Annotated in this window: 20 protein-coding genes; 16 read left to right on the top strand and 4 right to left on the bottom strand. The window is 44.2% G+C overall.

The window, feature by feature from the left end:
• Nucleotides 1–7: 7 nt before the first annotated feature.
• On the top strand, nt 8–1,126 hold the full coding sequence (locus BMX95_RS16565; RefSeq protein ID WP_081203542.1) for an ABC transporter permease: 1,119 nt from the start codon (nt 8–10) through the stop codon (nt 1,124–1,126).
• A 61-nt stretch (nt 1,127–1,187) separates the two neighbouring features.
• On the opposite strand, the gene BMX95_RS16560 is transcribed toward BMX95_RS16565, so the two are convergent.
• The gene (locus tag BMX95_RS16560) at nt 1,188–1,565 is read right to left on the bottom strand and encodes a hypothetical protein (RefSeq protein WP_133054042.1); all 378 of its coding nucleotides are present in this window, start codon (nt 1,563–1,565) and stop codon (nt 1,188–1,190) included.
• A gap of 583 nt (nt 1,566–2,148) precedes the next feature.
• On the opposite strand from BMX95_RS16560, the gene BMX95_RS16555 reads away from it, so the two are divergent.
• From BMX95_RS16555 to BMX95_RS16490, 14 genes are all read left to right on the top strand, one after another.
• Complete coding sequence (locus tag BMX95_RS16555) at nt 2,149–2,739, top strand: TetR/AcrR family transcriptional regulator (RefSeq protein WP_244898109.1); 591 nt, start codon at nt 2,149–2,151, stop codon at nt 2,737–2,739.
• Between the two features lie 39 nt (nt 2,740–2,778).
• Entirely contained in the window at nt 2,779–3,033 is a 255-nt protein-coding gene (locus BMX95_RS16550; protein WP_133054041.1) for a hypothetical protein, read from the top strand.
• Nucleotides 3,034–3,054: 21 nt separating this feature from the next.
• Nucleotides 3,055–4,353, top strand: a complete 1,299-nt coding sequence (locus tag BMX95_RS16545; protein WP_081203538.1) for an MFS transporter — start codon at nt 3,055–3,057, stop codon at nt 4,351–4,353.
• Between the two features lie 220 nt (nt 4,354–4,573).
• Nucleotides 4,574–4,981, top strand: coding sequence for a hypothetical protein (locus BMX95_RS16540; protein ID WP_081203537.1), 408 nt, complete (start codon nt 4,574–4,576; stop codon nt 4,979–4,981).
• Between the two features lie 200 nt (nt 4,982–5,181).
• On the top strand, nt 5,182–5,400 hold the full coding sequence (infA, locus tag BMX95_RS16535) for a translation initiation factor IF-1 (RefSeq protein WP_014220632.1): 219 nt from the start codon (nt 5,182–5,184) through the stop codon (nt 5,398–5,400).
• 30 nt (nt 5,401–5,430) lie between these two features.
• A complete protein-coding gene (gene ykgO, locus BMX95_RS16530) occupies nt 5,431–5,547 on the top strand; it encodes a type B 50S ribosomal protein L36 (RefSeq protein ID WP_010519235.1) in 117 nt (38 codons plus the stop codon).
• 59 nt (nt 5,548–5,606) lie between these two features.
• Nucleotides 5,607–5,987 carry a 30S ribosomal protein S13 gene (gene rpsM / locus BMX95_RS16525; protein WP_081203536.1) on the top strand — a complete coding sequence of 127 codons (381 nt, stop codon included), beginning with the start codon at nt 5,607–5,609 and terminating at the stop codon, nt 5,985–5,987.
• 191 nt (nt 5,988–6,178) lie between these two features.
• Nucleotides 6,179–6,583, top strand: a complete 405-nt coding sequence (rpsK, locus tag BMX95_RS16520) for a 30S ribosomal protein S11 (protein ID WP_081203535.1) — start codon at nt 6,179–6,181, stop codon at nt 6,581–6,583.
• A 134-nt stretch (nt 6,584–6,717) separates the two neighbouring features.
• Nucleotides 6,718–7,323, top strand: coding sequence for a 30S ribosomal protein S4 (rpsD, locus tag BMX95_RS16515; RefSeq protein ID WP_081203633.1), 606 nt, complete (start codon nt 6,718–6,720; stop codon nt 7,321–7,323).
• Nucleotides 7,324–7,403: 80 nt separating this feature from the next.
• Nucleotides 7,404–8,405, top strand: a complete 1,002-nt coding sequence (locus BMX95_RS16510) for a DNA-directed RNA polymerase subunit alpha (protein ID WP_014220627.1) — start codon at nt 7,404–7,406, stop codon at nt 8,403–8,405.
• A gap of 124 nt (nt 8,406–8,529) precedes the next feature.
• Complete coding sequence (gene rplQ, locus BMX95_RS16505) at nt 8,530–9,036, top strand: 50S ribosomal protein L17 (RefSeq protein ID WP_081203534.1); 507 nt, start codon at nt 8,530–8,532, stop codon at nt 9,034–9,036.
• A 168-nt stretch (nt 9,037–9,204) separates the two neighbouring features.
• Nucleotides 9,205–10,314, top strand: coding sequence for a glutamine-hydrolyzing carbamoyl-phosphate synthase small subunit (gene carA / locus BMX95_RS16500; RefSeq protein ID WP_081203533.1), 1,110 nt, complete (start codon nt 9,205–9,207; stop codon nt 10,312–10,314).
• Nucleotides 10,315–10,359: 45 nt separating this feature from the next.
• Nucleotides 10,360–10,779 carry a type II 3-dehydroquinate dehydratase gene (gene aroQ / locus BMX95_RS16495; protein WP_081203532.1) on the top strand — a complete coding sequence of 140 codons (420 nt, stop codon included), beginning with the start codon at nt 10,360–10,362 and terminating at the stop codon, nt 10,777–10,779.
• A 245-nt stretch (nt 10,780–11,024) separates the two neighbouring features.
• Nucleotides 11,025–11,675, top strand: coding sequence for a toxin-antitoxin system YwqK family antitoxin (locus tag BMX95_RS16490; protein ID WP_133054040.1), 651 nt, complete (start codon nt 11,025–11,027; stop codon nt 11,673–11,675).
• Between the two features lie 79 nt (nt 11,676–11,754).
• Here BMX95_RS16490 and BMX95_RS16485 read toward each other — a convergent pair whose 3' ends face one another.
• From BMX95_RS16485 to BMX95_RS16475, 3 genes are all read right to left on the bottom strand, one after another.
• The gene (locus BMX95_RS16485) at nt 11,755–13,596 is read right to left on the bottom strand and encodes a T9SS type A sorting domain-containing protein (protein ID WP_081203530.1); all 1,842 of its coding nucleotides are present in this window, start codon (nt 13,594–13,596) and stop codon (nt 11,755–11,757) included.
• Nucleotides 13,597–14,178: 582 nt separating this feature from the next.
• Complete coding sequence (locus tag BMX95_RS16480) at nt 14,179–16,569, bottom strand: M1 family metallopeptidase (RefSeq protein WP_081203529.1); 2,391 nt, start codon at nt 16,567–16,569, stop codon at nt 14,179–14,181.
• Nucleotides 16,511–17,158 carry a HupE/UreJ family protein gene (locus tag BMX95_RS16475; RefSeq protein WP_081203528.1) on the bottom strand — a complete coding sequence of 216 codons (648 nt, stop codon included), beginning with the start codon at nt 17,156–17,158 and terminating at the stop codon, nt 16,511–16,513. The genes BMX95_RS16480 and BMX95_RS16475 overlap by 59 nt, the downstream gene beginning before the upstream one ends.
• A gap of 59 nt (nt 17,159–17,217) precedes the next feature.
• Here BMX95_RS16475 and BMX95_RS16470 point away from each other — a divergent pair, with 59 nt between their 5' ends.
• A complete protein-coding gene (locus BMX95_RS16470) occupies nt 17,218–17,748 on the top strand; it encodes a DUF6702 family protein (RefSeq protein ID WP_081203527.1) in 531 nt (176 codons plus the stop codon).
• The last annotated feature ends 136 nt before the right edge of the window (nt 17,749–17,884 follow it).

Below are 17,884 nucleotides of genomic sequence, written 5' to 3'. Positions count from 1 at the left end.
TATTTATATGAGAACCTTACGTTTTTTGTTACAAAAAGAGTTCCGGCAGATCTTCCGCGATCCCTCTATCATCCGCATCATTTTTATGATGCCTTCCATACAATTGCTGATCCTGCCGTGGGCGGCCGATTATGAAGTGAAGAATATTCAACTGAGCGTGGTAGACCATGACCATTCACAATATTCCCGGCAACTGGTGAACAAAGTAACGGCTTCGGGTTATTTCCGGTTACAGGATTATTCCGGTTCTTACACCAATGCCCTGCAACAGGTGGAACACGATAAATCGGACCTGGTGCTGGAGATCCCGGCCAATTTTGAGAAGAAGCTGATCAGTGAAAACGAGTCTACGCTGTTTATGGCCATCAATGCCATCAATGGCGTAAAGGCCAACCTGGGGGGCGCCTACCTGCAAACGATCATCCAGGATTATAACCGGGAAGTGCGGTTGAAGTGGGTCCAGTTGCCGCGGTTCAGCCCGGAGTTACAGGTGGAAGTAACCAGTAGTAACTGGTTCAACCCCTCCATGAACTATAAGTATTTTATGGTGCCTGGTATTTTGGTAGTGCTGGTGACCATGGTGGGTTCTTTTCTGGCCTCGTTGAATATTGTACGGGAAAAGGAGATAGGTACCATAGAACAGATCAATGTAACCCCTGTTAAGAAGTACCACTTCATTTTGGGAAAACTTATCCCGTTCTGGATATTGGGTTTACTGATTTTGACCATTGGCTTAACCATTGCGCGGGTGGCCTATGGCATTATGCCGCTGGGCAGCTTCGGGGTTATCTACACGTTTGCAGCTGTGTATCTGTTAGCCGTATTGGGGCTGGGATTGCTTTTATCGACCTATACCAGTAATCAGCAACAGGCTATGCTGTTGTCGTTCTTTTTAATGATGGTGTTTATTTTATTAAGTGGGTTGTATACTTCTATAGATAGCATGCCGGCCTGGGCAAAGGTGATTACAAAATTCAACCCGGTTACTTATTTTATCGATGTAATGCGGATGGTAGTGCTGAAGGGGAGTGGGTTAAAAGACATCGGCACACATATTTTTACCTTGCTGGGTTTTGCCGCGGTGCTGAACACCTGGGCTGTGATCAACTATAAAAAGCGTTCATAAGGGCAAAAAAAATCCTCCCGGCAAATCGGGAGGATAAATATGTTGAAGAGAATCCTTTCAATTAATCGTACACGAACCGATGCGGGGAAAATCTAAAAGTAATGGCGCCGGTTGTTTTGTTATAATTGATGCCTACATACAGATCACCGCTTTGGGTAAAGCTTTCGCTTTGTACGGTTGTATCGTTTACTACTACTTTAATGATATGTTTACCTTCGGTATTGGCGGTAGAAATACTGGTGGCGAAACCCAGCAGGTTGCTGGTGCTTAATTGCGTGTGTTTTATTAAAGGCTGATTGTCTATTAAAACCTGCACATTATCGTTGTCGAAGTTACTCTGTACGTCTACCCCCAGGTCATAAACCGTTGGATTATTCGCTTTGCGGCAGGCTGCAAAAAGCAGCAGGAGCAGCGAGGTAAACAGAATTGTTTTTTTCATAATATTTGTGTTCATGGCTGACTGCACTACGACAACGGGCATGTTGTTTTCGTTGCATGATGTATCTGATTACAAAGGTACTATAATGTACGCGCTCCAGGAAATATGTTAAGGGTATTAAAAGTCACTGTTAAGATTTTAATTTCGGGGATCATTTTTAATCTGCGTGGGTTCATTTCCGTACGGAAGCGTAGGCGAATAGTGACTGGTTCCAAGATGACCTCACAAGGACTTAACAGGGACCTCGCAGGGACCAAACAGGGACCAGGAAGGGAATTTATCCGGGTGAGGTCCGGGTGAAGTCTGTGTTAGGTTTTAGGATATCCCCAACGCATATTGTAGTCAGATGGTACCGTTATAGTACTGAAATGGTGGCCGGATGGCCGGGATATTGCCCGGAGACTGCCTGCAACCTCTCTGGGATTCCCCATGGCTATAAGGCAATACCCAGGGAGTATTCAGGCAATACCCAGGCCAGTATACTAGCCTTATGCTACTATTCAGCGCCTGTTTTTCCCAACCTCGGTGAAATTTCGGTGAAAATGTTTAATAGTGAATGAATATTCATTTATATTTGCTCCCGATGCGCACAAGAGATGCCAATAAGGAAAATAGTATCCGCGAAAAGGCGATCGAAATGATCGTAAAGGAAGGTCTTGACGGTTTCAGCATGCAAAAACTGGCCAAGGCCGCCGGGGTGTCGCCCGCTACCTTATACATTTACTACAACGACCGGGATGACCTGGTAGTCAAGATCGCGACTGAAGTCAGCATCCGGATGATGGACATCAGTTTACGCGGACTTCATACCAAAATGTCGTTTGCCGAGGGCATGGCCGTTCAGTGGAAAAACAGGCTGGAATTTTATTTGAACTATCCATTGGATGTTCAATTCATCGAGCAGATCCGGTATACTCCCGTTTATGATAGCATCAAAAAAACGATGAGAACAACTTTTGGAGATGTGCTGGGTAAGTTCATGCATAACGCCATCAATAAAGGCGAATGCACGCCACTGCCTTTTGAAGTATACTGGTCTGTTGCTTTCGCCCCGTTATATCAGCTGATAAAATTCCATGTTCAGGGAGAAACACCGGCCAGTGACAATTTCAAGATCACCGATAGCGCGGTTGACCAAACCCTTCAATTGGTATTGAAGGCGCTCAAACCTTAATATTTTTTTGTCCAATTAAGTAAATGAATGTTCATTTTTATGAATAACATTAAACTTGCTTCTTACGCGAAAAGAACCTTGCGGGTATTGGTTTTCAAAACCAATCTGGTGTCTGCAAAAGATATCCATCGTATTTCACCTTTAATGGGTGATACAGCTGGCATTCTGCGGTGGAATGTGGACGAGCATGACATCGACAATGTTTTGCGCATTGAAACGTCATGGTTATTGCCGGGCGACATCATTCGTATGGTGACCGATGCCGGGTACTTATGTGAAGAACTGCCTGATTAATTAATTTTCAAACCGAATCAAATGAATTCAACCAAACCAACTAAAACACCCAAACCATCCTTTTCAGGATATGAGGTGTTTGTGATAGCCATCCTTGCCTTTTTACAATTTACTGTTATCCTTGATTTTATGGTGATGTCGCCGCTTGGCGCCATGCTGATGCCAAAATTGAAAATTTCAACGCACCAGTTTGGGAATGTGGTGTCGGGGTATGCCTTCAGCGCCTTCGTTTCCGGTATACTGGCAGCCGGCTTTGCCGATAAATTCGACCGTAAAAGACTGCTCATATTTTTCTATATCGGGTTTTTAATGGGTACGGCCCTTTGTGCCATGGCTACCGATTACCATTTTCTGCTGATAGCCCGTATTGTAACCGGATTATTCGGCGGGGTCATTGGCTCTGTGAGTATGGCCATTGTAACTGACCTGTTCAGGCTGGAAGTGCGGGGTAGGGTAATGGGCTTTATCCAAATGGCCTTTGCGGCCAGCCAGGTGCTGGGGTTACCCATTGGCCTGTTCCTGGCCAACCATTATGGCTGGCACTCACCCTTCTGGCTGATTGCCATAGTAGGCGTTATTCCAGGTATCATCATTGCCCTGAAAATGAAACCGGTGGCCGATCACCTGAAGATACGCACCGATCACAACCCGATCGTTCATATGGGCAATACCATTTCCAACCGCAATTACCTGCTGGCATTTTTAACCACTACTTTACTGGCTACCGGTGGGTATATGTTAATGCCATTTGGCAGTGCCTTCAGTGTAAACAACCTGGGAATAACCAATGAGCAACTGCCGGTTTTATATGGTATTTCGGGCATATTCACCTTTGTGTTTGGTCCGCTTGCAGGTTTCCTGGGCGATAAACTGGGCAAATACAGCGTGTTTATTGGGGGAACTGTGTTGACCATGGCCATGGTGGCTGTTTATACCAATCTGGGTATAACGCCGCTTGGGTGGGTGATTGTAATAAATGTACTCATGTTTGCCGGTATTATGGCCAGAATGTCAACGTCTTCCGCATTGATCAGTGCCATCCCTCAGGCTAAGGACAGGGGCGCTTTTATGAGCGTTAATGCATCTGTGCAGCAATTGGCCGGCGGGGCAGCAGCCATGCTGGCCGGTATGGTGATCAACCAGGGAGCGGATGGAAAAATACATCATTACAGCACGCTGGGCATTATTGTAATGTCATCTATGACCGTTGTAATGATCATGATGTACTTCATAAACAAGCAGGTAGTGCACAAACTTGCTAAAAAGCCTACGGTAGCGGAAAAGGCCGAGGAGCTGGCAGAAGCCTTTGTAATTGAATAAACCAGTTACCGGTTACCAGTTACCAGTTACCTGTTACCGGTTTCCCGTTTCGCGGCAATCGGTTTTCGAAATCGAAGCAAAAGCCCGGCAACCGGCGACTGGCGCCCTGAAATTTGCACCTAAAACAGCTCTTTAAAACCGATAATTCTTCAATTAAAAAGATAATATGGTTATATGGGCAGCCTTTTGTAAATTAGAAATCAACTAAAAATGCTGTCATATGATCAAAATTTCAGATCTTAAATTCGGAGATATGGTACTGGCCGAATATGAAGGCCAGCAAAGAGAGGGAATGGTAAAGGATGTTGACCGACCCGAAGGAAAAGCGTTGGTGGAAGCCGGCGGAAATGAGTTTTGGTATGGGCCGGGGGAGTTGTATCCGATTGCCCTGAATAACGAGGAAATGGAGAAGCTGGGGTTTACCAGGCACGAGAATGGGGATGGGAGTGCCAAGTACATGAAAGGCTCTTTTAGGGTGTTGTTGCCCAAAAAAGACGACTTTTCGAGCCTGGAAGTATGGTGGCGGGAAGATCACCGGTACCTGAACCAGGCAATCAGTGTACATCAGCTGCAAAACCATTATTACCAGATGACCAAGGTGGAACTGATGTCCGCAGCAGTGCATTAAGTTGTTAGTAGTCAACTTTTTAAATACATACAAGGCGTGTTGAATGGGGATGTTGTAGCACCTGAACCAGTCGATGCGCCTTGTATTTTTTTGCATACATTTGCCGGGAATTAAAGGGAAAACAGGCAATTATTTTTAATTATTTCTTATTTTTTTCTTTTTTAGGGCGATATTCATATCTTTGCGCTCCTTAAAATTATATGGGTAAACAACCGCTGATCAAACAGGATGGAGTTATTATAGAAGCTTTATCGAACGCAATGTTTAAGGTAAAACTTGAAAATGGGCATGAGATACTGGCAACTATCTCGGGTAAAATGAGGATGAACTACATCAGAATTTTGCCGGGTGATAAAGTGGGAGTGGAGATGAGCCCTTATGATTTAACGAGGGGAAGGATCATCTTCCGTTATAAATAAGTTCAAAAGCACTGTAAATAAATAAATGTTATGAAAGTTCGTGCATCAATTAAAAAGCGTAGCGCCGATTGCAAAATTGTGCGTAGAAAAGGCCGGTTATATGTGATAAACAAAAAGAACCCGCGCTTCAAGCAAAGACAAGGTTAATCTTAACTCATTACAGTTGTGATTTGCTTCATTAAATAAAAAAATAATAAAAGAAAGATATGGCTCGTATTGCCGGTGTAGATTTACCCAAGAATAAGAGAGGCGAAATAGGTCTTACTTATATTTTTGGAATCGGTCGTGCAACTTCCCAGTATATCCTGACTAAAGCAGGCATTTCACTGGACAAGAAAGTTCATCAATGGAATGATGACGAACTGAATGCAATCCGTAACATTATTACCAACGAACTGAAAGTAGAAGGTCAGTTGCGTTCTGAAGTGCAAATGAGTATTAAGCGTTTGCTTGATATCGCTTGCTACCGTGGTTTGCGCCATCGTAAAGGTTTACCTGTTCGTGGCCAGCGTACACGTACCAACAGCCGTACCCGTAAAGGAAAACGGAAAACTGTTGCCGGTAAAAAGAAAGCACCTAAGAAATAATAATAGCACCAAGCTAGAAGCCTTAAGCTGCAAGCCGTTTTTTATAATGACTTGTGGCTTGAAGCTTATAGCTTGAGGCATTTTATATGCACCATAACAGGTCAATTACAGATGCAGGTGCAGGCGGAGTGTTGATCTGGCTTTCGCTCACGCGGAATATTTTAAAACTTTAAGATTACCTATTAACAATTATGGCAAAAGCACAACAGCCCAGCGCAAAAGCCGCTGCGAAGAAAAGAATTGTGAAGGTTGACACCTACGGTGATGTTCACATTTCAGCAAGCTTCAACAACATTATCATCAGCATTACCAACAAGAATGGCCAGGTTATTTCCTGGAGCAGTGCCGGTAAAATGGGTTTTAAGGGTTCTAAAAAGAACACGCCTTATGCCGCTCAGATGGCCGCTGCTGACGCTGCAAAAACTGCCTTCGATGCAGGTGTGAAAAAAGTTGATGTATATGTAAAAGGACCCGGCGCCGGTCGCGAGAGCTCTATCCGCTCTTTGTCTCAGAATGGTATCGAGATTGCGATGATCAAAGACGTAACTCCGCTGCCTCACAATGGTTGCCGTCCTCCTAAGAAAAGAAGAGTGTAGTAATATTTTATGATATAGTGATTTGGAAGCCCCAAATCATTATATTTATTTATATATCAAAAAGGATGCACGATTGATTTTTGAGATTTTTTATGATCGTGTATCGTCACCAAAAAATCTTATTAAATAACAACATGGCACGTTACACTGGTCCAAAAACAAGAATCTGCCGTATTTTCGGCGAGCCTATCTTAGGCAATGGTAAATATCTGTCAAAGAACAGCAACCCTCCCGGTCAGCATGGTCCTTCTAAAAAGCGTAAAGCTCCAGGAGAGTATGCATTACAGTTGAAAGAAAAGCAAAAAGCTAAATATACTTACGGCGTTCTCGAGAAACAATTCCGCAAAACCTTTGAAGAAGCAGCCCGCTTAAAAGGTGTAACTGGTGAAAACCTGATCAAATTGCTGGAGTCACGTTTGGATAACGCTGTTTACCGCCTGGGTCTTTCTCCTTCACGTCCTGGTGCACGTCAGCTGGTATCGCACAAACACATTACTGTAAACGGAGCGGTGGTTAACATCCCTTCTTTTCAGTTGCAACCTGGCGATATCATCAGCGTTAAAGAAAAAGATAAAGGAAACACTGCTATTACCAGCGTATTCCGCGGTAAGAATGCAAAGTTCAGCTGGCTCGATTGGAACGAATCTGAGATGAGCGGTACTTTCGTAGCTTATCCAGAGCGTGAAAGCGTTCCTGAGAACATTAAGGAGCAGTTGATTGTTGAGTTGTATAGCAAGTAATCGTGAATCCTGATCCGTATCAGTAAAGCGCTTACCTTAATCACTCACATTCTACAACGTAAAAAATAGAAATTTATAATATGGCAATTTTAAATTTCCAGAAACCTGACAAAATAGTTTTACAAAAAGCAACGGAATTCGAAGCTCAGTTTGAGTTTCGCCCGTTAGAACCTGGTTACGGTGTAACCATTGGTAATGCTTTGCGCAGAGTATTGTTGAGTTCATTGGAAGGGTTTGCTATCGTAGGTATCCGTATTGAAGGTGTAGACCACGAGTTTGCTACCATCAAGGGTATTACCGAAGATGTGCTGGAGATCATTCTGAACCTGAAACAGGTTCGGTTTAAGAAGAAAGTAGATCATGAAGTGAGCCAGGAGAAAATCACCCTGAGCATTAAAAATAAGTCAGAATTCACAGCCGGTATGATCGGAGAAGCTACACAAAACTTCGAGATCATGAACCCCGATCTGTTGATCTGTATTCTGGATTCGTCAGCCAAGCTGGACATTGAACTGACCGTTTCAAAAGGTCGCGGATATGTTCCTGCTGAAGATAACAAAGTGAAAGATGCTCCATTTGGTTATATCCCAACTGATGCCATCTTCACCCCCATCAAAAACGTAAAGTATGCTATCGAAAACACCCGTGTTGAACAGCGTACTGACTACGAAAAGCTGATCATGGACGTTTCTACGGACGGTACCATTCACCCTGAAGAAGCGGTGAAACAAGCCAGCCGCATCCTGATCCAGCACCTGATGATCATCACTGACGAGAACATCACTTTCGATAACAAAGAAGATAAGAAAGAGGATGTGGTGGATGAGCAAATGCTGCAACTGCGCAAAATTCTCAAAACCCCACTCGAAGACCTCGATCTGTCTGTACGCGCTTTCAACTGTTTGAAAGCTGCAAAGATCAACAGCTTGAGCGAGCTGGTTCAATACGAGCAGGAAGACCTGATGAAGTTCAGAAACTTCGGTCAGAAGTCACTTGCTGAAATTGAGCAGGTTCTGGCTGAAAGAGGTTTACACTTCGGTATGGATCTCAGCAAGTTAGGTCTGGATAAAGAAGAGTTATAGTTTTCAAAATAACACGAGGTAGGAAGTATGAAGTAAGACCACTTATTTCATACTTCTTACATCAGTAATTCAAAACGTAGGTTACAATTCCTGACACGGTGTAGCCGATTAAAAACAATCTGTCATGCGTCACGGCGACAAAATTAACAACCTGGGCAGAACGACCTCCCACCGGAAGGCGTTACTGAAAAACCTGGCTTGTGAACTGATTAATCACAAGCGTATCAACACCACATTGGCAAAAGCAAAAGCACTGCGCACCTTTATCGAGCCCTTGATCACAAAGGCTAAAGATAATACCACGCATCAGCGTCGTGTAGTGTTCAGCTACCTGCAAAACAAAGAGGCTGTTACTGAACTGTTCGGAACTATCGCCGAAAAAGTTGGTGGCCGTCCTGGTGGATATACCCGCATCATTAAGCTGGGTATCCGCGTGGGTGATAACGCTGAAACAGCTATGATTGAACTGGTTGACTTCAACGAGATCTACGGAAAAGGAAAAGGCGAAGTTAAAGAAACTGCGAAGAGAACTCGTCGTGGTGGAAGCAGCCGTAAAAAAGCTGATGATACTACTGCCGCTCCTGCCGCTGAAGCAACAGAAGAAAAGCCAGCAAAAAAAGCAGCGAAGTAATAATGACCGAATTGGTTCTTATAAAGGAGCAAGACTTTTAATAGTCTTGCTTTTTTTTGCCCTTTCGGAAAACTGAGTCTTACCTCAAAATTTCCCTATCCTGTGAACAAGAATTTGTCCTAGTTCGTTAATTATTGTGTTATTTTTGCAAAATTTTTTATACGAAAGATGTCGAATACTGTACAAAAATCCGCTGTATTGTTGTTGGAAGATGGCACCGTTCATTTCGGTAAAGCCTTTGGAAAAATTGGCACTACAACCGGTGAAATTTGTTTTAACACCGGTATGACCGGTTACCAGGAAGTATTTACCGATCCCAGTTACTATGGGCAAATCGTTATCATGAATAGCGTGCACGTAGGTAATTATGGAACTAAAGACTCTGATGTTGAATCTGATAGCGTAAAGATCCGTGGTATGATCGGACGCAACCTGGAAGAACAATACAGTCGTAAACAGGCTACTGAATCTCTTGATCAATACCTGATCAAAAACAATATTGTGTGTATTGAAGGGGTTGACACCCGCGCATTGGTAACCCACGTGCGCACCAAAGGCGCCATGAACTGTATCATCTCTTCCGAAATTCTGGATGTGGAGGAGTTGAAAAAAGAACTGGCAAAAACGCCTAACATGGACGGTCTGGAGCTGGCCAGCAAGGTAAGCACCACCGAGCCATATACCCTCGGCGATCCCAACTCACCGGTTAAAATCGCCGTGCTCGATTTCGGTACCAAACAACACATTCTTACCTGTATGGTAGAGCGTGGTGCTTATGTAAAGGTGTTCCCGGCTAAAACGCCCATCAGCGAGCTGAAAGCCTTTGCACCAAATGGTTATTTCCTGTCAAATGGTCCCGGCGACCCTGCGGCTATGGATTACGCCATTGCCACTGTAAAGGATGTGTTGAATGAGAAAGTGCCAACCTTTGGCATTTGCCTTGGTCATCAGTTAATAGCCCTGGCTAATGGCATCGATACCTTTAAAATGCACCATGGCCACCGTGGATTGAATCACCCCGTTAAGAACCTGCTTACCGGTAAATGCGAGGTGACCACCCAGAACCATGGATTCGGTGTTGATCCTGAAGCTGTTAAGAAAGCTTCACACATCGAGGTTACGCACATGAACCTGAACGATGATACCATCGAAGGCATCAGAATGAAAGAGCAACCGGCTTTCTCGGTTCAATACCACCCCGAAAGCACGCCTGGTCCGCACGACAGCCGTTACCTGTTCGATGACTTCATCAATATGATCAAAGAGTATATGAATTAATATAATAAGGGTGGTTTATCCACCCTTTCTTTTCTCCTTATTTTTATGAAAATAGCTATCATCAACGGTCCCAACCTGAACCTGTTAGGTAAACGCGAACCAGGGATTTACGGAAGTACTTCCTTCGACGATTACCTGGTAACCCTGAAAAGCAAGTATCCCCAGGTGGATATTCAGTATTACCAGAGCAATGTGGAAGGCGAACTGATCAATGAATTACAACGGGTTGGTTTCGATTATGATGGCATTATTATGAACCCCGGCGGTTATACCCACACTTCTGTAGCTATCGGCGATGCCATAGCAAGCATAAAAACCCCGGTAGTAGAAGTACACATCTCCAATGTACATGCAAGGGAAGAGTTTCGCAAACTATCGCACGTATCGGGCAAATCGGCCGGCAGCATTATCGGGCTCGGTTTAAAGGGATACGAGTTAGCTTTAACGTATCTGCTTGATAAATAAAGAAATAAGAAGTAGGACGTAAGAAATAGGAAGAAGTCTGTAATCGCAGACTCCTGAATGCTGGCGGATTGCTGAAAATCCGGGAACTTCCTATATCATACCTCTCACTTCATACCTCCTGTCTAAAGCAGAACAATACCTAACTTTAACAAAGGACCAACTTTAGTTACCGGCAATGAATAGATCAGCCTGGCGTTATTATTGCGAGGGTAGGTTGTTTTATTACCATTATCAAATCTGTTACAATGCGATCGATATTATTTGTGCTCCTGTTGATGTTTTCTATGAGCAGTTTTGCCCAATGGAAGAGCTATAAACTTACTTCATCGGGCGATACGCTGAACCGGATTGATAAAATTGACCGTAAATGGGGGCCCTGGAAGATCCATTATGATCAGGTACGCGGCGAGGCCGGGTACGAAGAAGAAGGCTGGTTTGAAAAGAACCGGAAGGAAGGGGAGTGGCGTTTATATTCCCTGATGGGCGACCTGGTAGGCATAGAATATTATCGATGGGGGTTGAAGGACAGTGTATGCCGCTATTTTACCAAAGATGGCCAGTTGAAGCTGGAACAAAGCTGGAAGGCGCTGAACCCCGATAAAGAGTATGACACCCTGGAAATTGAAGACCCCGATAAATTTGATACCTACCGCACCGTTATTGTAAAAAATGAAGGCGCGGCCATAAAACATGGGGTATGGAAATATTATGACCCCGTTTCCGGCCAGGTAGTTCGCTCAGAAGTATATACACTGGGTAAACTGGAAGAAACAGCCAAAGCCCAGCCAACCACTGAAAAGAAACAGGTAGCCAAACCAAAGGAAGTGGTAGAGTTTGAGAAGAAGAATTCAGGAAAGAAGAAAGTAAGGTACAAAGATGGAACTGTAGGCGGATAATGAACGTACAAGATATAAAAAAAGCCCTCCCGATGCATCGGGAGGGCTTTTACATTATAGAGGAGCTGTTGTTAGTTGTTTACTTTTTGATAAAGCGGCTGATAACGGTAGTATTACCGGCTTGTGCTTTGAGGATATAAACGCCTCTTATCAGTGTGCTTACATCCATTGTGGTGTTCAGCGCGTGGCCATCAGAAGCCAGGTTGTTCCGTTTTATCACACGGCCATTGAGGTCAATGATCTGTAACGCTACGGTGCCGGTCATACCATCGGGCAGCTGCACCTGCAGTACGTCATTGGTTGGGTTAGGGAATACCGACAGGCTGGTGGTTAACTGACCATCGAATTTAATGATGAGTATTTTGCTGAATTTATAGTTGCCATCAGCATCCTGCATCAACAACCGATAATAGTTGCTGGTAGACATGAACGGTGACTGATCGGCAAATGAGTAGTTTTTGGTAAGGCTGCTGTTGCCTGTTGCTGCTACTGTGCCAATAGATTGGAAGGTTTTACCATCACTGCTGCGTTGTATCAAAAATTGTTTAACGCCTTCTTCGCTGGTCGTTTGCCATTGCAGCACTACTTTGCTGGTTTGCTTTTGTGCATAGAATGATGACAATACCAATGGCAGCGCATAATTATTATTGGTAAATACCGCCAGTACGATATCGGTATTGTGGCCTGCAAAATATATTTTATCGCCAGATAACAACATCGCTCCCGGGTCTTCATCGGCACCTGAGAGGGTCAGCAACGTTTTACCATCGGGGGTAGGGGTGGTATTGCCGAATGCAGCATCAATATTACCGGCATTGTCATAGCGAACCAGCACGAGGTCGTAATCACCACTTGCGCGTTCGGTGTTGCCGCCTACTACAATTTTGTTATCGTCCTGAATAATTACCGAGCTTACATTTTCACCACTGGTGCTGGTAATACCCGTGGTCACAATACCGGTACCACCGCCAAAATTAAGGAGATCCAGTGCGCCTGCAGGCGTAAAACGAACAAGAGCTATATCCTGGGGATTGTTGGTAACGCCTGCTACCACCATATTACCATTGCGGTCAATGGCAACAGCTGTGGCTTTATCCGAACTTCCGGTAAAGAGGTCCCTGGTGAAGCTGGTAACGGGTAAACCTGCTGAAGTTACGCGAACGATGGCAAAATCCGAATTTACGATCTGATCGTTAGCAACGCCGGCTACTATAATGTCGCCAGAAGTTTTATCAACGGTTATAGCATTGCCTATATCATCTCCGGCCATGTTTTGTACAATATAACCTGCAGGGTTATTAAAGGTATTATCAAGCGTGCCGGCCGCTGTATAACGGGCTATGGTTAGATCTGAACCCGTAGCCGCCATTTCAGTAATTCCTGTTACCACTATTTTATCATCGGGCAGAACCACCAATGCATTGATTTCATCAACACCAGTAGGGTCATTGATGTCGCTAAAGTTATTGTAAGTTTGACTTATGAGTGCACCTGTAGCACCGTTGAAACGGCCAACAAAGAAGTCGCGATTTGCATCTACATACGTCCAGCCGCCAACTACTATCGTTCCGTCGCTTTGCAACCCAATGGCATTGGCAAGAGTGGTATTAAAACTAGAGGTAAAGTATTGGTACTTCACTACGCCGCCTGGTCCAAAAGCCGGATCCAATGAACCATCGCTTAGGTAGTGAGCGATAAACAACGTTTTGTCTCCATTGTCGATATAACCGGCAACATAGATACTTTTATCGCTGGGTTTTACAACCATTGCTTTTACGATATCATTATTTCCGTCTATATCGGTTATTACATATCCAGGAGTTGCTCCCAGCGCATTAAAACTGCCATCAAGGGTTCCTGATTGTGCATACATGTACATGCATGCCAGTAGCATTAAGAGAGTAGAGGTAAACTGCTTCATAAGTATATATTGTCTTTAGATATAAGCTAAGCCAGGGACATAGAAATTGGAGTTGAATTACTTCAAAGGAAATTGGGCCGGATAATAAATGGAAAGACGTCAGGACCTACAGCTACAAAAAGCTATGCTAAGGAATAATGGTACGCGCAACAGGTTGTTATAGGTGAGATTGGAGCCTTAAAGCGATGGAATTCACAGGAATTGAACACTATATTAGAAAGAAAAATCCGATTTTAGAAACATGTGCAGATTTTAATTTCACTTGTCACAAAAATAATGTATAAAGTACCAATGTCCAATCATCAATTTATCCCCATAAGTGTTTACCATCAGATGTTTATATCATTGATAATCTTTATGCTAAACATATGCTTCTCTTAATTACATGAGTGATGAAGGGGAATGTAGGCGGAATGCTATATTAGTAAGATGAAAAGCAGTTTTATCATCTTTTGGATACCCTTTGTGGTAGCGGTGGCCAGCCTGTTTGTAAAGTCCTGCCATTAAAGGGCAGCGTCTGTCGCAAAAAAAAATCGCTCCCTGTTGTTACAGGAAGCGATCGATGTATTATTGCTTTTATAACTAGAATCCTTTCTTCTTCTCTTGCGCTTTTTGCATAGGCGTTATACCGGTTGATTGTCCGCGCGCCTGTTGTTTGGCTTTGAACATAGTGAACTTCGAAGGAGTCGGCATGGTGCCCCAGGAGTTGTTCGAATCATCGATATCGGCTGTTTCACGCATGGGGTCCAGCTTAATGGAAGCCACCTCTTTTTGTTTTATGAACAGCTTGGTTACGTATTTCTCATTATGACGCCAAACCTGGGCAGGAATACGGTCTACTTCTTTACTGCCATCTTTAAAGGTCCACTCAATAATGATCGGCATAACCAAACCACCTTTGTTGCTTAACCTCAATTCGTAAAAATGCCTGCTGGCTATTTTTTCTTTGGTGGCATCATCAACCGCTTCGGCCATAGCTGGTACGGGCACCTCGTAATTAGAGGTGTCAACAGGTTCCAGCCCGCGGTCGTATCTCCAATAGAAATCGTGCAGGGTAGTATCCTGATCGGTCAGGAATTTGATATTCTTATCGTTGCGGTTACGTTGTTTTGAGATGTCATCAAAGGCGGTAACCATGGGTTTATCTACTTTTTTAGAAACAACTTCATCGCTGGTTTTTACTGTAGCAGCAGGGTCAGCCTTGAAGTATTTCACGGAGTCGATGGCAATATCGCAGGCATCGGTTCCAAAGAACCAGCCGCGCCAGAACCAGTCCAGGTCTTCTCCGGAAGCATCTTCCATAGTGCGGAAGAAATCGGCTGGTTCGGGGTGTTTAAATGCCCAGCGGCGTGCATATTCCTTAAAGGCATAGTCGAACAGCTCGCGGCCCATAATGGTTTCACGTAGCATGTTCAGGCCGGTAGCAGGTTTGGTATAGGCGTTAGGGCCAAAACCGATGATGTTCTCTGAGTTCGACATAATAGGCTCCAGCTGATCTTTGGGCAATTTCATATAATCAACAATGGCCCAGGCTGGTCCTTTTCCGCGAATAGGGAATTTATTATCGTACAATTCTTCTGTCAGGTATTCAACAAATGAGTTCAGGCCTTCATCCATCCAGCTCCATTGACGCTCATCGCTGTTGATGATCATGGGGAAGAAGTTGTGCCCTACTTCGTGAATGATAACACCCAGCATACCGTATTTGGTGGCTTCACTGTAATTACCGTCTTTATCGGTACGGCCATAGTTGAAGCAGATCATTGGGTATTCCATACCATTGGAAGCTTCAATACTTTGCGCTACCGGATAAGGGTAGGGGATCGTGAACTTGCTGTAGCTTTTTATAGTATGGGCTACTGCCTTTGTAGAGAACTTGCTGTACAGGCCATAGGCTTCCTTGCCATAAAAGCTCATACACATCACCTTTTTGCTTTCTACAACCGCTGGCATGGCGTCCCATACAAATTTGCGGGAAGAGGTCCAGGCGAAGTCGCGTACATTATCGGCTTTGAAGATCCAGGTCTTCTTTGTTTTGCTTTTGGTGGTCTCTGCTTTTTTAGCTTCGTCGAGGGTTACTATCTGAACAGGTTCTTTAGCTGTTTGGGCTTTGGTATAACGGGCCATTTGTGTGGGCGTTAATACCTGTGCATAGTTCTGGCATTCGCCGGTAGCGCCTACCATATGATCGGCAGGCACGGTCATTTGCACTTTAAAGTTGCCAAAGGTTAAAGCAAATTCTCCACGGCCGGTGAACTGGTGGTTCTGCCAGCCCTGAAAATCGCTGTATACGCACAACCGGGGATACCATTGGGTAATAGTGAACAGGTAATTGCCATCTTCGGGGAAAAACTCATATCCGCCGCGGCCGCCAATGGTCATGCGATCGGAGATCTTGTAATTCCAATTGATGTTGAAGCCGAATTTTTGTCCGGGTTTTAATGCGGTTGGTAATTCAACCCGCATCATGGTTTTGTTGATGGTGTACTTGAGCGGCGCACCCAGTGCGTCGGTGATCTTTACAATGTTACAGCCATAGCCATTGTCTGAATTGCCTTCATCGTAGCGGTCTACGAGCGATGCATTCAGTTGTTTGGGCATGGTGTTGTTGCCCTGGTAACCGGCGTTTTTGGTTGAGCTGTGTTCGTTCTCATCCAGCTGTAGCCATAAATACGTAAGGGTATTGGGCGAGTTGTTAAAATAGGTAACAGCCTCGCTGCCGGTCAGTTTCAGGTTGGTTTCGTCCAGTTCGCACCTGATATCGTAATCGCACTTTTGCTGCCAGTATTTAGGGCCAGGCGCACCGCTGGCAGTACGGTATTCGTTGGGTGTAGGCAGTATTGTGCCCAACTGCTCGAATTTGTTCCCGTGGTTGGATCCCGGATTGTTTTGAATGTTCTGGCCCTGTACGCTGCTACACAGTGCAGACACTGCAAGCGCCAGAAACAAGAACTGTTTTTTCTGATTCATCATGGTAGTGTTTATTGCTAGGAAATCTTTTAAACGCCCAAAAGAGTGAAATCACCAAAATTAAGGCAGATGCACCTCGCAACCATACCATTCTGGATAATTTAAGTGATTGCACTACTAAAAATGACAGCAGCAGCACAATGAGCACAATGAGTAACTGTGCGGCTTCTATGCCAATATTAAAGGCCAGTAAACGGCCAATGATGCCTTCTTTGCCTTCCAGGCTCAGCAATGTTCCGGCAAAAGCAAGCCCGTGTATTAATCCAAAGAACAGGGCAAAAAAATAGATCACCGGTAAGCGCTTTTGTTGTACCGCTTTTTGCTGTACTATGTTATTTACACAGGTGGCGGCTATGGTAAGCGGTATCAAAAACTCGATCCAGCCGGCGTTTACCTGAATATAATCCAGGGCGCTCAGCGCCAGCGTCAATGAATGACCGATGGTAAAAGCTGTTACCAGTACCACCACTTTTTTCCAGTCCTGCCACAGATAGCGCAGGCACAAAGCGGTCACGAACAGGATGTGGTCCAGTGCATCGGGGGTAAGAATGTGGTCAGTTCCCAGTCTAAAATAAATGGTAAAATCCTGCATAGCGCCGTGAAGGTGTTAAAATAATTAAGAGATTTGTAACCTTAAAATTTTCATGTTTAATGGTAATACTCCTATATAAATGGTTGTTTCTGGCCTCAACATTCTTTAGCGGAAGCCATTCAGTCAACCCGGCAGATTCCAGTACCCGTCACCCGCTGTTTGTAAGTGTTACCGAAATGAACTACAACGCCGCGGATAAAGACCTGGAAATAAGCTGTAAGATCTTTACTGATGATTTTGAGAAAACGCTGTCGAATGTATTCCATACCAAAGTAGATATTTCTGCGCCGGCCAATAAAAAAGAGAACGACAGGCTGGTAAATGAGTATATTAAAACCCATCTGCAATTAAAGCTGGATAATAAAATGGTGACCCTGACCTTTGTTGGGTTTGAAAAAGAGAACGATGCCGTATGGAGTTATTTTGAAGTGGATAATACCGCCACGGCACCTAAAAAGATCGACGTGGTGAATACCATTCTGTATGAGTCATACGATAAACAAATGAATCTGATGCATGTTACGGTTGCAGGTAACAGAAAAAGTACAAGGCTGAACTATCCTGATAAGGAAGCAAGTTTTCAGTTTTAAGAAGGGCAGAAGGGCAGAAGGGCAGAAGGCAGAGGGCAGAAGGCAGAAATAATTCGCGAAATTTCAACCTTTCTTTCTATTTCCTATCTCTTACCTCTTACTTCCTACTTCATTTTCGCACCCGTTATGAACCCCA

The organism is Niastella yeongjuensis (genome assembly GCF_900110245.1).
Lineage (GTDB): Bacteria > Bacteroidota > Bacteroidia > Chitinophagales > Chitinophagaceae > Niastella > Niastella yeongjuensis.
This window is presented reverse-complemented; position numbering and strand designations above follow the sequence as displayed.

What these genes read in the sequence shown, in the direction of transcription:
- BMX95_RS16545 (WP_081203538.1), top strand. Translation starts at nt 3,055, where the DNA reads ATGAATTCAACCAAACCAACTAAAACACCCAAACCATCCTTTTCAGGA.
- BMX95_RS16490 (WP_133054040.1), top strand. Translation starts at nt 11,025, where the DNA reads ATGCGATCGATATTATTTGTGCTCCTGTTGATGTTTTCTATGAGCAGT.
- ykgO (WP_010519235.1), top strand. Translation starts at nt 5,431, where the DNA reads ATGAAAGTTCGTGCATCAATTAAAAAGCGTAGCGCCGATTGCAAAATT.
- BMX95_RS16560 (WP_133054042.1), bottom strand. Translation starts at nt 1,565, where the DNA reads ATGAAAAAAACAATTCTGTTTACCTCGCTGCTCCTGCTGCTTTTTGCA.
- BMX95_RS16555 (WP_244898109.1), top strand. Translation starts at nt 2,149, where the DNA reads ATGCGCACAAGAGATGCCAATAAGGAAAATAGTATCCGCGAAAAGGCG.
- rpsK (WP_081203535.1), top strand. Translation starts at nt 6,179, where the DNA reads ATGGCAAAAGCACAACAGCCCAGCGCAAAAGCCGCTGCGAAGAAAAGA.
- BMX95_RS16475 (WP_081203528.1), bottom strand. Translation starts at nt 17,158, where the DNA reads ATGCAGGATTTTACCATTTATTTTAGACTGGGAACTGACCACATTCTT.
- BMX95_RS16550 (WP_133054041.1), top strand. Translation starts at nt 2,779, where the DNA reads ATGAATAACATTAAACTTGCTTCTTACGCGAAAAGAACCTTGCGGGTA.
- rpsM (WP_081203536.1), top strand. Translation starts at nt 5,607, where the DNA reads ATGGCTCGTATTGCCGGTGTAGATTTACCCAAGAATAAGAGAGGCGAA.
- BMX95_RS16540 (WP_081203537.1), top strand. Translation starts at nt 4,574, where the DNA reads ATGATCAAAATTTCAGATCTTAAATTCGGAGATATGGTACTGGCCGAA.
- BMX95_RS16565 (WP_081203542.1), top strand. Translation starts at nt 8, where the DNA reads ATGAGAACCTTACGTTTTTTGTTACAAAAAGAGTTCCGGCAGATCTTC.
- BMX95_RS16480 (WP_081203529.1), bottom strand. Translation starts at nt 16,569, where the DNA reads ATGATGAATCAGAAAAAACAGTTCTTGTTTCTGGCGCTTGCAGTGTCT.
- rplQ (WP_081203534.1), top strand. Translation starts at nt 8,530, where the DNA reads ATGCGTCACGGCGACAAAATTAACAACCTGGGCAGAACGACCTCCCAC.
- BMX95_RS16470 (WP_081203527.1), top strand. Translation starts at nt 17,218, where the DNA reads ATGGTAATACTCCTATATAAATGGTTGTTTCTGGCCTCAACATTCTTT.
- BMX95_RS16510 (WP_014220627.1), top strand. Translation starts at nt 7,404, where the DNA reads ATGGCAATTTTAAATTTCCAGAAACCTGACAAAATAGTTTTACAAAAA.
- infA (WP_014220632.1), top strand. Translation starts at nt 5,182, where the DNA reads ATGGGTAAACAACCGCTGATCAAACAGGATGGAGTTATTATAGAAGCT.
- BMX95_RS16485 (WP_081203530.1), bottom strand. Translation starts at nt 13,596, where the DNA reads ATGAAGCAGTTTACCTCTACTCTCTTAATGCTACTGGCATGCATGTAC.
- carA (WP_081203533.1), top strand. Translation starts at nt 9,205, where the DNA reads ATGTCGAATACTGTACAAAAATCCGCTGTATTGTTGTTGGAAGATGGC.
- rpsD (WP_081203633.1), top strand. Translation starts at nt 6,718, where the DNA reads ATGGCACGTTACACTGGTCCAAAAACAAGAATCTGCCGTATTTTCGGC.
- aroQ (WP_081203532.1), top strand. Translation starts at nt 10,360, where the DNA reads ATGAAAATAGCTATCATCAACGGTCCCAACCTGAACCTGTTAGGTAAA.